This window comes from Ilumatobacter sp., assembly GCF_041688325.1.
In the GTDB taxonomy this organism is placed as follows: Bacteria; Actinomycetota; Acidimicrobiia; order Acidimicrobiales; family Ilumatobacteraceae; genus Ilumatobacter_A.
Genome location: NZ_JBDNIJ010000302.1, coordinates 1 through 13,266, shown reverse-complemented (window position 1 = coordinate 13,266; position 13,266 = coordinate 1). Strand labels below are relative to the sequence as shown.

The window sequence follows — 13,266 nt, the reverse complement described above, 5'->3', positions numbered from 1 at the left end:
GTTATGGCTGTTCCTGGTGAAACCGACCTCGACAAAATGCTCGCCTCGCTGCAGGTCGAGCGACGCCCAGGTGTGTTCACCTACGCAGCAGTCGCCGTTGCGACGCCAGAGCTCTTGGCCGCAGCGCACGGGATGGTCGCCGAAGCCGAATCCATCACGCTGATCCTGCCTGTTGAGGCGGCCGAGCTCGCTGGCCTTCCGGTCGACATCGAACTGGCCTGGCTGTCACTCACGGTGCAGTCGAGCCTCGAAGCCGTTGGGCTCACCGCTGCGTTCGCTGCCACCCTCGGCGCGCATGACATCCCCTGCAACGTGCTGGCCGGCTATCACCATGACCACATTTTGGTCCCAGTCGACAAGGCCCAGCTGGCGATTGACGTGTTGACCGCTGGCTGATGCGCCGGGAACACGACTGACGGTCTCGTTGTCGAGTTTGGTGGGCCATCACGATGTCTGACGAAGGCTTCATTCCAAGTGCCGAAGAGAGCGCAGAAGGAACGACCGCAGGTGAGTCGTACGTGGGAATTTGTGTTGCCTTCGCGATATTCAAGGTGTAGTTGTACTAGCGGGGGCTATTTGGTGGGGACGTCGCCCGCCGGGATGGGAGCAATCATGTCGAACGAACTGCTTGTCGATGTGGACACGCTGCGTACACAAGTGCGTGAGAAATATCGCGATGTCGCGATCGATCCACACGGCCCACACCACTTCCACACTGGCCGCCCGCTGGCAAAGCGACTCGGCTACGACGACGCAATCTTCGATGACTTCCCGGATCGCGCCGTGGAGTCGTTTGCCGGGGTTGGCAACCCGTTCTCGCTGGGGCGCATCGAAGCAGGCGCCAAGGTCGTCGACGTCGGTTCCGGCGCGGGGTTTGACTCCTTCATCGCGGCGACGTACGTCGGACCGACCGGTCGAGTTATCGGTATCGACATGACACCCGAAATGCTGACCAAGTCGGGCGCCACGGCCGCACATCTCGGGTTCGATCACGTCGAGTTCCGCGAAGGGCTCGCAGAGAGCATGCCCGTCGATGACGGATGGGCCGACGTGGTCATCTCCAACGGCGTGATCAACCTGTGCGCCGACAAGCAAGCGGTCTTCGCCGAAATCTTCCGAGTCCTGCGCCCCGGCGGAACGCTGCAATTCGCCGACATCGCCAACGGCCGCCCCGTCCCGATCGAGGCGGTACGCGACGTCGATCTATGGACCGGTTGAATCGCCGGAGGGCTGCCCCGTGCGGGCTGGCAACAGATGCTCGAAGACTCCGGGTTCGAACGCGTCACCATTGGACCCGCGGTCGACACGTTCGGCGACGCCATCGGCGAAGCGAACGCCCGCTCGTTCGAGGTGTACGGCTACGCCTTCCTCGCTCAACGAACAGAAACCAACCGATCGGCCTGAACACGTCCGCTGTACAGCGTTCCTTGCAATCCGAACTCGCTTCGACTCTCGCCCCTCATCGACGCGTTGACGGCTGGCCGATGTGTCGAACAGGAGAGGTCGGCGACGATCACCGGTTACCGGTGGAAGAAGGCCGGCAGGAACAGCACCCTGACCGGCTCAGTCGGATCATCTGGAACAGCAGTGGTGACGACAACGGTCCGGCCAGCGGTTTCGATTGATACGACTGTGACGAAGTTGCCCATCACCTGCTCGGTGCCGCCTCTCGGTGTCGGAACGACGTTGTTGGGGCCAAACAAGGCGTCGACCGACGGTCGGGCAGCAGCAGCGTCGGCTTCGTCGTTGAACAAATATACGTATGTCGTGCGAGCGGATGGTCCGCTACCCGACCTTCCAATACCGAGTGATGAGAATGGCCGGTCAATCAGATTTACCCGTTCGACTCCCTGGCCGTCCTGCTGCAATACGGTGCCGATAGAAAAGTCGCTCTGGGTCAGTTGGAACCCGATGAGGCCTGGCATGCGATCGAGTTGCTCGGCGACTGCCGCAAGGTCAGGTGATGAGGTCAGGCGCGATTCGGCGGAGCGATTCAGGTCCGCTGAGAGGAAGCCGAGGCCACTGTCGACCGCCACGGTCTCGGCTACCGGATCGAACTCGACCATGATTGGCCGCCCGAGGGGACGGAGAGAGGTCCGGTCCGCAACGTTGATCTCTCCTGGTTCGCCCGCTCCGATCTGGAGGAAGTTGTCATCGCCAACAGCAGCCCCGACCCCGTCGGCTCCGCTGATCAACGTGAACACGTCGAGCGCACCAGCGTGGTTCTCCACGGCAACTGTGGTGTAGCTCGTGACATCGAGGGGCGAGAACGACAGTTCGGCGATGAACGCATCTGCGTCGGCCAGACCGCGTTGGAACAGATCGGACCGCTGCACTGTCCCGGCTTCTTGGCGCCCTACCACCTCAGCCCAAGGGCCTGCGGCGACGAACTTTGCGGGGCGTTCGACTCCGGCCAACCGGGCCAATGCGTCGAGGTCGACACCAGCAATCCGGAGGTCGTTGCCGATATCGGCGTAGACAGCAATGCCGGCGGGCAGGGAGTTGATGGCGTCGACGACGAAGTCCCCGCTCGGGTCGTCGACAGGGGTTGAATCTGTGTCGCTCTCAGAGAAGGCCCACAGAGCGACGAGGGCAACGAGGACCGCTGTTGCTGCCGCGTATGCGACCAGGCCACCTCGACGGGGTGCCCGACGTCGAGTGTCGGGAACCGACGATTCCAGGTCGACCCATGCGATTTCTGTGTTCATGTCGCTTGCTCCGCATCGACCGAGAAACTCGTCATTGAAGGGCCCGGGGCGTTCGATATTCTGGTAGCCAGGATAGGCCGATTCTCACCATCGATCATCGTGACAACTTCGGAGCCTGCCCGCGAGACAACGCGATCGCCGCGATGGCGAGCACCGCGCTGAGTCCGCCATGCCAGCAGTCGCGTTAGTTCAGGCTGAGGTCGTCCGGTGCATTGGCGAGCCAGGCGAGTCGGCCCGGCTGGCGGCGCAGCACGTTGCGCCACAGTTCATCGGGTTCGGAGCTGAACACGTCGCTGGTCTCGGCGTCGAGGACCAGCCAGGCTCCGGCATCGATTTCGCCTTCGAGTTGTCCTGGACCCCAGCCGGCGTAACCGCGGAACACGCGGACCTGGTCGACTGCTGCGGCAACGATGGCCGGATCCGCGGTGAGGTCGGCCGACACGATGTCGCCGACGATCGGGGTGAGGTTTTCGTCCTCGCCCGTACCTTGCTTGGCATGTGCCAGCGCGATCAAGGCGCTGTCTTCGACGGGGCCACCATCAAAGATTGACGACGGGACGGTCTGGAGGTCGATCCAGCGGTCGAGCGGCTCGTCAAGCGCTTCGTCGCTTGGCCGGTTGATGACCACGCCAACGGCACCATCATTGTGGTGCTCGAGGATGTAGATCACCGCTCGGTCGAAGTTTGGATCATCGAGCGGAGGTGTGGCGACGAGCAACCGGCCCTTGGTTGCAGGTGTGAAACCGAACACCTCTACAGTCTGCCCGTTTGCGGGTGAAATGCACGTCGCGGTATTGGCCTCGACTACCGCAGGGCTGACGAAGGGCGCTCCGTCGGACCATCCGTGCATGTTCATACATTGATGTGTATGATCATGCAATGAGTGAGCAGATTGCAGTCGGCATCATCGGCGCATCCGGGTACACCGGGGCCGAGCTGCTGCGTCTGGCAGCACAACATCCGAACTTCGACATTCGCCTGGCGACTGGTGACTCGATGGCTGGTCGCCGTGCGGCCGACGTGTACCCATCGTTGGTCGGGGCGTATCCCGACCTGGTCTTCGAGTCATTCGACGTAGCAGCAGCCGAGGGGCTCGATCTCGTATTCCTCGGGCTCCCGCACGAAGCATCGATGGAGCTCGTCCCCCAACTCGTGGGCAAGGTCGGCTGCATTGTTGACCTGTCAGCGGCGTATCGGCTTCGAGACACTGCCCAATACCCAGAGTTTTACGGCTTCGAACACACGCAAACAGGGTTGCTGGCCGACGCTGTCTACGGCCTCCCAGAGTTCCATCGTGAGCGACTCAAGGGTGCGCAGTTGATCGCCACGCCCGGCTGTCACGTCACGGCTGCAGCGCTCGCACTCAAGCCGCTCGTCGATGCGGGGCTGATCGCCACCTCTGGTCTTACCGTGAACTCCTTGACGGGGATCACCGGCGCTGGCCGCACGCCGACCGATGTGAATATGTTCACGAGTATCGATTCGAACGCTCGGGCGTACGGGCTTCTCAACCACCGGCACACCCCTGAAATCGAGCAGGAGATCGGCGCACAGGTGCTGTTCACGCCGCATCACGTGCCGATGAACCGCGGCATTCTGGCTACTTGTACTGCTCCGGCCACCGGCGCGGCGTCAGCCGAGGCCGTGATGGCGGCGCTGACCGACTTCTATGTCAACGAGCCGTTTGTCAGTGTGATTGATCGGCCGCCCGAAACGAAGTCGGTCCTTGGCTCCAATGCTGCTCACGTGTCGGCGCGATACGACGCGCGGACCGGCACGGTCGTCGCAATGTGTGCGATCGACAATCTGACCAAGGGTGCATCGGGCGGAGCCGTCCAGGCTGCGAACGTGGCGTTGGGTATCGACGAAGCCGCTGGCTTGACCACCGTCGGGATCGCACCGTGAGCGCACTCAATGACATGTCGGCCTCGTTGAAGGCTGAGATGCTCGCCGAGGCACTGCCGTATATTCGGCGTTTCGCTGGCAAGACCGTCGTTGTCAAGTACGGCGGCAACGCGCTTGCGGGTACGTCGGGTCACGATCCGTTGGCGTTGTTCGCAGAAGACATCGTGATGATGCGCCTCGTCGGCATGCGGCCGGTGGTCGTCCACGGCGGTGGCCCACAAATCTCTGCGCTGATGAAGCGGCTTGGCAAAGAACCCGAGTTTGTCAACGGGCTGCGCGTCACCGACGCCGAAACCGTCGAGATCGCCCGCATGGTGCTCAAAGGTCAGGTTAACCCGCAACTCGTGGCGGCGATCAACGTGCACGGCAACTACGCCGTCGGCGTCAGCGGTGTCGACGGCGGCTTGATCCGGGCGCATGCCCGAAGCCCCGAACTCGGCTTCGTCGGCGACGTCACCGCCATCAATCCTGAGGTGATCAACGGCTTGCTCGACAATGAGTTCATTCCGGTGATTGCAACGATCGGCTGCGATGAAGCCGGTCAGGCGTACAACATCAATGCCGACACCGCAGCAGGCGCGATCGCCGAAGCGCTTGACGCCGAGAAGCTGATCTACTTGACCGATATCGAAGGCTTGCGCCGCGACGTGAACGACGCCGCGACGCTGATCCGCCAGACCACCGCCGACGAACTCGATTCCCTTGTCGATGACGGCACCATCGCCGGGGGCATGATCCCGAAGATTTCGAGCTGTACACATGCCGTCCGTAACGGCGTCAACGGCGGCCATATCCTCGATGGCCGGGTGGCGCATGTCCTGCTGCTTGAACTGTTCACCGACGCCGGCATCGGCACCATGATTACGCACGCAGGGGCCACACCGGCAGGGAACACATACGCAGCGAACACACAAGCAGGGATGACCCGTGCAGGAGCGGACCAATGAGCCACAACTTTGACACACAAACGGAGCAGACGTGTCCGTTCATGCCGGTGTTCGGCCCGCCAGCGATCATGTTCGAACGGGGGAGTGGAACCGAGCTGTGGGACACCGACGGCAAGCGCTACCTCGACTTCCTGGCCGGGATCGCCGTGACGTCACTTGGCCACGCCAACCCGGTGGTTGCCGCAGCGATCTCGAAGCAGGCCGACCAACTACTGCACGTGTCCAACTTCTTCGCCAACTCGACTGCGACCGAGGCAGCGCTCAAGGTCAACGCCCTCTTGCGCGAAGCAACCGGCGACGACGGGCAGCTGTTCTTCACGAACTCTGGGGCCGAGTCGAACGAATGCGCCATCAAGTTGGCCCGCAAGCACGGCGGCCGAGGTCGCCACACTGTTGTCAGCGCCTTCGGTAGCTTCCACGGTCGCACGCTGGCGTCGCTCGCCGCGACCGGCCAGCCGGCCAAGCACGAGCCGTTCCACCCGATGCCCGAAGGTTTCAAGCACGTTGCCTGGGACGATCTTGATGCGATGCGCGCCGCAGTCGACGGAACCGTTGCTGCCGTGCTGATCGAATCGGTGCAGGGCGAAGGCGGTGTCAACCCGGCAACGACCGAATACTTGCAGGGCATCCGCCAGATCTGTGACGAGACCGGCGCGCTGCTGATGATCGATGAGATCCAGACCGGTTTTGCCCGGACCGGCAAGTGGTTCGGCTTTGAGCACTCCGGTGTACGGCCCGATGTCGTCACTCTGGCCAAAGCAATGGGCAACGGTATGCCGGTCGGAGCGTGCTGGGCGCGCACCGAGGTGGCGGCGGTGTTCCAGCCGGGCGACCATGGCAGCACCTATTCCGGCACGGCCATCGCCACGGCCGCCGTCAACGCGACGATCGACGAGATGCGCCGGCTTGATGCTCCGACACTCGCCACCACGACCGGGGCGCGGCTCACCACCAGCCTGCTGGCCCTCGATGGTGTGGTCGGCGTCCGCGGTTTCGGACTCATGCTCGGTGTCGAGTTGGTTGATGGGCTTGACGCCCGAGTGGCGTACACCGATCTCCTCGACGCGGGGCTCATTGTGAACGCAGTGAACCCCTCCACCATCCGGCTCATCCCGCCGCTGACCGTGAGTGCCGCAGAAGTCGACGAGGCTGTTGCCTTGATCGACACCGCTCTCCTGACCCAAATGGGCGCGTCATGACCCGGCACCTGATCGACGTCGTCGACTTCAGCGCCACCGAGATCAACGCGATCCTCGATCTGGCCGAGACACCGATCAGCGATCTTCGCCAACCGCTCGCCGGCAAGGGAGCGGCACTGATTTTTGAGAAGCCCTCGGCACGTACCCGTCACTCCATGGAGATGGCCGTGGTCCAACTCGGTGGGCATCCCGTGTTTACGCGTGGTGAAGAAATTGGGTTCGACATCCGTGAGCCTGTCGAAGACGTGGCCCGGATCATGGAGGGCTTCCATTCCCTTATCGCAGCACGAGTCTTCGACCACAGCACCGTCACCCGGCTTGCTGCCGTTTCGAGCGTGCCGGTCGTCAACATGTTGAGCGACCATTCGCATCCGCTGCAGGCGTTTGCTGATGCGCTCACGATGCGCCAAAACCTCGGTGACCTCGCGGAAAAGACTGTCGCGTTCGTCGGCGACTACAACAATGTCGCTCGCTCGCTGGCCGAGATTTCGGCGCTCCTCGGGATGCACGTTCATCTCGCATCCCCACCCGGCTTCGAAGCTGACGAAGCCGAGCTCGAACGGATTCTTCTCCTCGGGGCGGCATCAGTCGAGCAGGGGAACCGCCCGATCGACATGGTCGTTGGAGCCGACGCAGTCCACACCGACACCTGGGTCTCGATGGGCGAAGAAGCCGACAAGGCCGAGAAGCTCCAAAAGTTCGAAGGCTTCACGGTCGATGACACGATGATGGCTGCCGCGGGAACCAACTCGATCTTCATGCACTGCCTGCCCGCCTATCGCGGTTTCGAAGTGTCGGCCGACGTGATCGACGGGCCCCGCTCAGTCGTGTTTCAGCAGGGCCACAACCGGATGCATGCCGCTCGCGGCGCCCTCGCCTTTCTCCTGGGAGACAACGCATGACCACGAAAGTCCAACGCCAAACGCTGATCGCCCGATTGGTCGGCGACCACGAGGTCAGCAGCCAGCCCGAGCTTCTCGAACTGCTGGCCGGCGAAGGCATTGAAGCCACGCAGGCAACTGTGTCACGCGATCTCGAAGACATCGGCGCCGTCAAGGTGCGCGTGCCAGGTGGCAACACGCTGTACGCCATCCCCGAATTCGCACCCGACCGGCTCGCTCCGGTCGAACATGTCCGCCGGGTCATGGGGGAGTGGGTGGCCGATGTCGCCGTCTCGGGCAACATTGTTGTCCTACGCACACCACCGGGCTGCGCTCACGTGGTTGCATCGGCCCTCGATCGCAGCCGGATCGAAGGGCTGCTCGGCACCGTCGCTGGCGACGACACGCTGATGTGCATTTCCGCAATCCCAGACGGCACCCAACTCTGCAATGACCTGAAAGACCTCGCTGGCCTCGACTGACGGCTCGCCGAACACACGAAAAGACACGTATGGATCTCGATGATGAACACAAATTTGCGCGTGACGGCGAACTGCCGGCAAAGGCCAAGACCCTCTGGCACGGCCGTTTCACCGGCGGGCCAAGCGAGTCGCTCATGGCCTACACGGTCAGCCTGTCCTACGACCAGCGGATGTGGCGCGACGACATTGCAGGCTCGAAAGCCCATGTCCGCGGCCTCGCGCGCGTCGGGCTGCTGACTGAAGACGAACGCAACGACATCTTGTCGGCACTCGATCAGGTCGCTGTCGAAATGGAGTCGGCTACGTTCGAGTTTGTTGCCAGCGACGAAGACATCCACACCGCCATCGAGCGTCGGGTCACCGAGATCGCCGGTCCTGCGGGCGGCAAACTACACACCGCGCGCAGTCGCAACGATCAGGTCGCCACTGACCTTCGGTTGTGGTGCAAGCGGGAACTCAAAGACGTCGCGATTCGTCTCGTCGAGATGCAAGAGGCCCTCCTCGAGCAGGCTCTCGGAGCGGGTGACACATACCTTCCCGGGTACACCCATCTGCAGCGGGCACAGCCCGTGCTCCTCTCGCATCATCTGATGGCCCATGGCTGGGCCCTTGGCCGTGACGTGAGCCGATTGATCGACACGCTGCACCGTCTCGACGTGTCACCGTTGGGTGCAGGTGCACTCGCTGGCTCATCGTTGCCTATCGATCCGGTGGGCACTGCGGCCGATCTCGGTTTCGCTAAGGCGTTCGACAACAGCCTCGATGCCGTGAGCGACCGTGACTTCGTTGCCGAAGCCGTGTTCGACCTCGCTCTGATTGGTATCCATCTCTCGCGAATCGGCGAGGAGTGGGTGCTGTGGACCTCCGGTGAATTCGGGTTCGTCAAGCTCGACGACGGCTACGCGACCGGTTCGTCGATGTTGCCGCAGAAGAAAAATCCCGACATCGCCGAATTGGCCCGAGGCAAGAGTGGCCGTTTGATCGGCAACCTGACGGGCCTGCTCGCCACCTTGAAGGGTCTGCCGATGGCGTACAACAGGGATCTCCAGGAAGACAAGGAGCCGTTGTTCGATTCGGTCGAGCAAGTGACATTGGCTGTCGCTGCGCTCACCGGCATGATCGCCACTGCGACGTTCAACGTCGATGTGATGCAGGCCGCAGCCGATGAAGAGACGATGGCGGCAACCGACCTTGCCGAGTTCCTCGTCCGCGGCGGCATGCCATTTCGTGAAGCTCACGCTGTTGTCGGAGCGCATGTCCAGGCGTGCATTGCGGGCGAGGGCAGCTTGGCTGACCTGGTGCGCGCCGACCCACTTCTCGGAGAGGATGGGGCTGCGCTTGTGGCGCCCGGAGTCGGGGTCAAGATGCGAACATCCCGAGGAGCTGCCGGGCCGGCTGCTCGTGAGGAACAAGTCGGTTCCTACCGAACGATGCTTGAGAACGAGATGATCGAAATTCGCTCCCTCACCGGAGTTACCGGAGTCAACTGAGGCAACGTTTCGATCGTGCGTGCGTGGATCGACAGAGCATTTTCAAAACGAAGCGCCCATCGTCGGTCAGTTGCACGCGTCTCCGCGATTGGTCACGACGTCAAGATGGTCATCCGTGATTTTGTGGCGAGCCACTTTCACGAAGCCTCCGCTTCCTGACGGAATGAGCACACGAACTACGTTGACGTCAGTGAAGAGCTTCGCTGGAAAGATCGCTGTTGTCACTGGTGGAGGCACCGGGATGGGGCGTGAGCTTGTCGTGCAACTTGCAGCCGCCGGTGCCCACGTCTCTACGTGTGACTTGTCTGACGAGCGGATGCAGGAAACGGCGACACTCGCCCGAGCCGCAGCCCCGGCGTCAGACATCAGGATCAGTACGCACGTCTGTGATGTCAGTGACGAAGCGGCCATGTATGTCTTTCGCGACGAGGTCCTCGCAGCGCACGACACCGAGCACATCAACCTGTTGTTTAACAATGCCGGCCTCAGCGGTGGCGGCAGCGTGGTGACCGACAGCCGCGAGTCCTGGGACCGTTGCTTCGACATCTGCTTCAACGGTGTCCGTTGGGGTGTTCTGGCGTTCCTTCCCGCGCTGATCAAGTCCGACGAGGGCCACATCGTCAACACGTCCAGCGTTAATGGCTTCTGGGCGTCGATCGGCCCTGACCGGCCACACACGGCCTACTCGGCAGCGAAGTTCGCCGTCAAGGGCTTCACCGAAGCGCTGATCACCGACATGCAGGTCAACGCGCCGCACGTGCTTGTCTCGGTGGTCATGCCCGGTCACATCGGCACGTCGATCGTCCAGAACTCAATGAACTTCGGGTCCCGCTCGCTCAGTGCTGAAGAAAAAGAGCTGATGTCGCTGGCCGACCAGATGTTCCAAGAGAACGCCCCGATGACCGCCGCCGATGCAACAACGGTCATCCTCACCGATGTGCTTGCTGAACGCTGGCGCATCCTCGTTGGTGACGACGCGTATGCACTTGACAGTGCGGTGCGAGCCGATCCGGAGGCCGCCTATGACGGCGTGATTTCGGAAATCCTGTTCCGCAACCTGAACGAGGCCCGAGACGCGCTCGAGGCCGCAATCGACTGAGTTCAGTCTGCTGCGCCGGGCGTCCAGTGCAACCAGTATCCGTGAGGATGCGCTGTTGCCAAATGGCGCTGTGTTCGTTTGCCCTGACGCCACGTCGCCATGGAGAGCACGGTCAGGTTTGGGTCGTCGATCTCGGCCTTCCAGGGCAGGCCGGGGGTGAGGGCCGGTGACTCAGCGAACACCCATGACATGTCGTGATCGGATCCGAACCGGTCGAGTTCGGTGACGTACGCACGCTGCTGTTCGACCGGGAGGTAGTTGAGCGCCCAGGAGTTGGTGACAACGGGGTGGCCGCGCTGTGCGAGGCGCTCTAGTGCTGGCCGGACGGATGCAACCGCCTCGCCGGCGAGGATTTCGGGCGGCGACGTTGCGGCGATGGCGAGCGCAGAGCGAAGCCGCTGAAACCGTGCGGCCTGGTCGGGCCACACGCAGGCTTCGAGCCAGCGGGCAGCGCTGGGGTCCGTGACGTCGATGGGATGCAGATCGATTCCGCACCGTGTGGCAATTGTGGGGATCGTCACAGGGATCGGCCCAGTCCCCCGAACGTCGACGGCGATCTCGACGCTCGATGGAGGACCGATGTCGGCGACCTTCTCGCCTTCGCTCCAATACGTGAAGTGGTATCGGTCGAGGAGGAGGGTGAGTCCGGCACTGGTTCCGACGTCGAGGAGCACGAGTTCACCGAACTCGCTGGCGACGAGGTCCAGTGCAGGCAACAGCAGCCCCGTCCGACCAACTTCGTTGGTCTGCACCGAGCGGCTCGACAGTGTCGCCATGATCGCTGGAGCGTGAGCGTCCACGAATGAGGTGAATGTCACAAGCAACGCGGAGTCGCGGGGGTCACGATGGTGGTCGGTCAGGTTCGGGTACCACAGGGCAAGCGGGTGCGACGGGTCGGCCAGGAGCAGGTCGTGTACCGCCGCGAAGAGCAGGACGGGGAGTCGTTGCTCGGGCGGGGCATGAAGCAGTAAACCGTGGAGGGCAGGATCTCGAGCGATGCCAGCACCGAGGGCCGCGTAGAGAGGCGCACGAGGTTTCATGGTTGCCGATGTCTCTCTGAACCGTCGGGCCAGTTCGGATTCGTCCCACGGGTCGCGCATCACCCGAGAGTAACGTCGAAGATATATGTCTTCTTTACACCTTGTCGACGGTGACCTGATCGCAGACCTCGAAGCTCGCAACCTCATCCACGATTCGACCGACCGTGAGTTCCTACGGGCCGCGGTCGCCGAAGGGCGCGTCGGGGTCTACTACGGCTGCGATCCGACAGCGGACAGCCTCCATGTCGGAAACCTGATCGGCCTGGTCGTACTGCGTCGCTTTCAAGACGCGGGCCATCGAGCCATTGCACTTGCCGGTGGGGCGACAGGAATGGTGGGTGATCCCGGAGGCCGTTCCGAAGAGCGCAACCTGCTCGACGAGGACACGCTCAGCTTCAACGTGAGCAAAATCAAGGAGCAACTTGGCCGAGTGGTCGATCTGACCGACGAACAGCGAGGTGTGCTGGTCGACAATCGTGACTGGACTCGCGAGATTGGTGTGCTCGAATTTCTCCGTGACGTCGGTAAACACGTGACGGTCAACCAGATGCTCGCCCGTGAGAGCATCAAGGTCCGGATGAACTCCGAGCACGGGATCTCGTTCACTGAGTTCAGCTACATGCTGCTCCAGGCCAACGATTACCTCTGGTTACACGACAACCTCAGCTGCTCCATTCAGATTGGTGGGTCTGATCAGTGGGGCAACATCATCTCTGGTGTCGACCTGATCCGCCGCAAGCGCCAAGTGCACGTGCACGCCTTCTCGTGGCCGTTGCTCACTGCATCTGATGGGACCAAGCTCGGCAAGACCACTGGGGCCCGGGTTTGGCTTGATGCGGCCAAGACCAGTCCTTACCAACTCCGCCAGTACTTCATGCAGATCGCCGACGCTGATGTGGAGACCCAGCTCCTGACGTTCTCGCTGCGCCCGGTCGCTGAGATCAAGGACCTTGCAGCTGCCCATGTTGAGGCTCCGCAGCTCCGATTGGCGCAGAAGGCGTTGGCCGACGACATGGTGACGCTGATTCATGGTGCCGCTGCCGCCGCGGCCGCTGCAGAGGCTGCCGATTTGCTGTTCTCAAAGGATCCGGGTGCGGCGTCGGAGGCAGCGTTCGAAACGCTGGCAGCGGAGATTCCATTCAGTCAAATGACAGCGATGGAACTTACCGAAGCTCCCAGTGCGCTGGTTGCGATGAATCTTGCGACATCACATGGTGACGCCCGTCGCAACTTGACCCAGAAGTCGTACTACGCGAATGGCGTGCAGTTGGATGAAAAAGCCCAGCTCAGCGAGCACAAACTCGTCCATGGGAAGTACCTGTTGATGCGCAAGGGTAAGAAGTCGCACCACCTCGTCGAACAAGTTCTTTAAGGCGAGGTTGTGCGAACCCCTCGATGGTTATAGCTTGGTTCTTCGCTCCACGGAGGCAGTAGCCGCCGGAAGAACGAAGCACCGAGGCCAATGATCTGGTGAAAGTCCAGGTCAAGGCATGTGCGCAGAGCTTTTTGCTCCTT

At 62.2% G+C, this 13,266-nt stretch carries 13 protein-coding genes; 10 read left to right on the top strand and 3 right to left on the bottom strand.

Annotation, left to right across the window (positions count from 1 at the left end; genetic code table 11):
• The first annotated feature begins 3 nt into the window (after positions 1-3).
• Together ACH2EI_RS15900 and ACH2EI_RS15895 are read left to right on the top strand one after the other, a co-directional pair.
• Positions 4-396: an ACT domain-containing protein gene (locus ACH2EI_RS15900; protein ID WP_395153936.1), complete on the top strand. Its 393-nt coding sequence runs from the start codon at positions 4-6 to the stop codon at positions 394-396.
• 216 nt (positions 397-612) lie between these two features.
• A complete protein-coding gene (locus ACH2EI_RS15895) occupies positions 613-1,404 on the top strand; it encodes a methyltransferase domain-containing protein (RefSeq protein ID WP_395153935.1) in 792 nt (263 codons plus the stop codon).
• Between the two features lie 116 nt (positions 1,405-1,520).
• Here ACH2EI_RS15895 and ACH2EI_RS15890 read toward each other — a convergent pair whose 3' ends face one another.
• Both ACH2EI_RS15890 and ACH2EI_RS15885 read right to left on the bottom strand, forming a co-directional pair.
• Positions 1,521-2,708: a hypothetical protein gene (locus tag ACH2EI_RS15890; protein ID WP_395153934.1), complete on the bottom strand. Its 1,188-nt coding sequence runs from the start codon at positions 2,706-2,708 to the stop codon at positions 1,521-1,523.
• A gap of 184 nt (positions 2,709-2,892) precedes the next feature.
• Positions 2,893-3,459 (bottom strand): YqgE/AlgH family protein, encoded by a 567-nt coding sequence (locus ACH2EI_RS15885; protein ID WP_395160753.1) that lies wholly within the window; start codon positions 3,457-3,459, stop codon positions 2,893-2,895.
• A 128-nt stretch (positions 3,460-3,587) separates the two neighbouring features.
• Between ACH2EI_RS15885 and argC the strand changes: the two genes are divergently transcribed.
• The 7 genes from argC (at position 3,588) to ACH2EI_RS15850 (ending at position 10,711) form a co-directional block, all read left to right on the top strand.
• Positions 3,588-4,613 (top strand): N-acetyl-gamma-glutamyl-phosphate reductase, encoded by a 1,026-nt coding sequence (argC, locus tag ACH2EI_RS15880; RefSeq protein WP_395153932.1) that lies wholly within the window; start codon positions 3,588-3,590, stop codon positions 4,611-4,613.
• A gap of 14 nt (positions 4,614-4,627) precedes the next feature.
• Positions 4,628-5,560: an acetylglutamate kinase gene (gene argB / locus ACH2EI_RS15875; RefSeq protein ID WP_395153949.1), complete on the top strand. Its 933-nt coding sequence runs from the start codon at positions 4,628-4,630 to the stop codon at positions 5,558-5,560.
• The gene (locus ACH2EI_RS15870) at positions 5,557-6,759 is read left to right on the top strand and encodes an aspartate aminotransferase family protein (RefSeq protein ID WP_395153931.1); all 1,203 of its coding nucleotides are present in this window, start codon (positions 5,557-5,559) and stop codon (positions 6,757-6,759) included. The genes argB and ACH2EI_RS15870 overlap by 4 nt, the downstream gene beginning before the upstream one ends.
• Positions 6,756-7,661, top strand: coding sequence for an ornithine carbamoyltransferase (argF, locus tag ACH2EI_RS15865; protein ID WP_395153930.1), 906 nt, complete (start codon positions 6,756-6,758; stop codon positions 7,659-7,661). The genes ACH2EI_RS15870 and argF overlap by 4 nt, the downstream gene beginning before the upstream one ends.
• Positions 7,658-8,122: an arginine repressor gene (gene argR / locus ACH2EI_RS15860; protein ID WP_395153929.1), complete on the top strand. Its 465-nt coding sequence runs from the start codon at positions 7,658-7,660 to the stop codon at positions 8,120-8,122. Before argF ends, argR begins: the two co-directional genes overlap by 4 nt.
• A 29-nt stretch (positions 8,123-8,151) precedes the next feature.
• On the top strand, positions 8,152-9,612 hold the full coding sequence (argH, locus tag ACH2EI_RS15855; RefSeq protein ID WP_395153928.1) for an argininosuccinate lyase: 1,461 nt from the start codon (positions 8,152-8,154) through the stop codon (positions 9,610-9,612).
• Between the two features lie 190 nt (positions 9,613-9,802).
• Complete coding sequence (locus ACH2EI_RS15850) at positions 9,803-10,711, top strand: SDR family NAD(P)-dependent oxidoreductase (protein ID WP_395153948.1); 909 nt, start codon at positions 9,803-9,805, stop codon at positions 10,709-10,711.
• A gap of 2 nt (positions 10,712-10,713) precedes the next feature.
• Here ACH2EI_RS15850 and ACH2EI_RS15845 read toward each other — a convergent pair whose 3' ends face one another.
• Positions 10,714-11,811: a DUF2332 domain-containing protein gene (locus tag ACH2EI_RS15845; protein ID WP_395153927.1), complete on the bottom strand. Its 1,098-nt coding sequence runs from the start codon at positions 11,809-11,811 to the stop codon at positions 10,714-10,716.
• Between the two features lie 25 nt (positions 11,812-11,836).
• Here ACH2EI_RS15845 and tyrS point away from each other — a divergent pair, with 25 nt between their 5' ends.
• A complete protein-coding gene (tyrS, locus tag ACH2EI_RS15840) occupies positions 11,837-13,123 on the top strand; it encodes a tyrosine--tRNA ligase (protein ID WP_395153926.1) in 1,287 nt (428 codons plus the stop codon).
• Positions 13,124-13,266: the final 143 nt, after the last annotated feature.

Bases quoted from the DNA above. Each gene is read 5' to 3' on its own strand.
- ACH2EI_RS15900 (WP_395153936.1), top strand. From the start codon at position 4: ATGGCTGTTCCTGGTGAAACCGACCTCGACAAAATGCTCGCCTCGCTG.
- ACH2EI_RS15890 (WP_395153934.1), bottom strand. From the start codon at position 2,708: ATGAACACAGAAATCGCATGGGTCGACCTGGAATCGTCGGTTCCCGAC.
- argC (WP_395153932.1), top strand. From the start codon at position 3,588: ATGAGTGAGCAGATTGCAGTCGGCATCATCGGCGCATCCGGGTACACC.
- argB (WP_395153949.1), top strand. From the start codon at position 4,628: ATGTCGGCCTCGTTGAAGGCTGAGATGCTCGCCGAGGCACTGCCGTAT.
- ACH2EI_RS15870 (WP_395153931.1), top strand. From the start codon at position 5,557: ATGAGCCACAACTTTGACACACAAACGGAGCAGACGTGTCCGTTCATG.
- argF (WP_395153930.1), top strand. From the start codon at position 6,756: ATGACCCGGCACCTGATCGACGTCGTCGACTTCAGCGCCACCGAGATC.
- argR (WP_395153929.1), top strand. From the start codon at position 7,658: ATGACCACGAAAGTCCAACGCCAAACGCTGATCGCCCGATTGGTCGGC.
- argH (WP_395153928.1), top strand. From the start codon at position 8,152: ATGGATCTCGATGATGAACACAAATTTGCGCGTGACGGCGAACTGCCG.
- ACH2EI_RS15845 (WP_395153927.1), bottom strand. From the start codon at position 11,811: ATGCGCGACCCGTGGGACGAATCCGAACTGGCCCGACGGTTCAGAGAG.
- tyrS (WP_395153926.1), top strand. From the start codon at position 11,837: ATGTCTTCTTTACACCTTGTCGACGGTGACCTGATCGCAGACCTCGAA.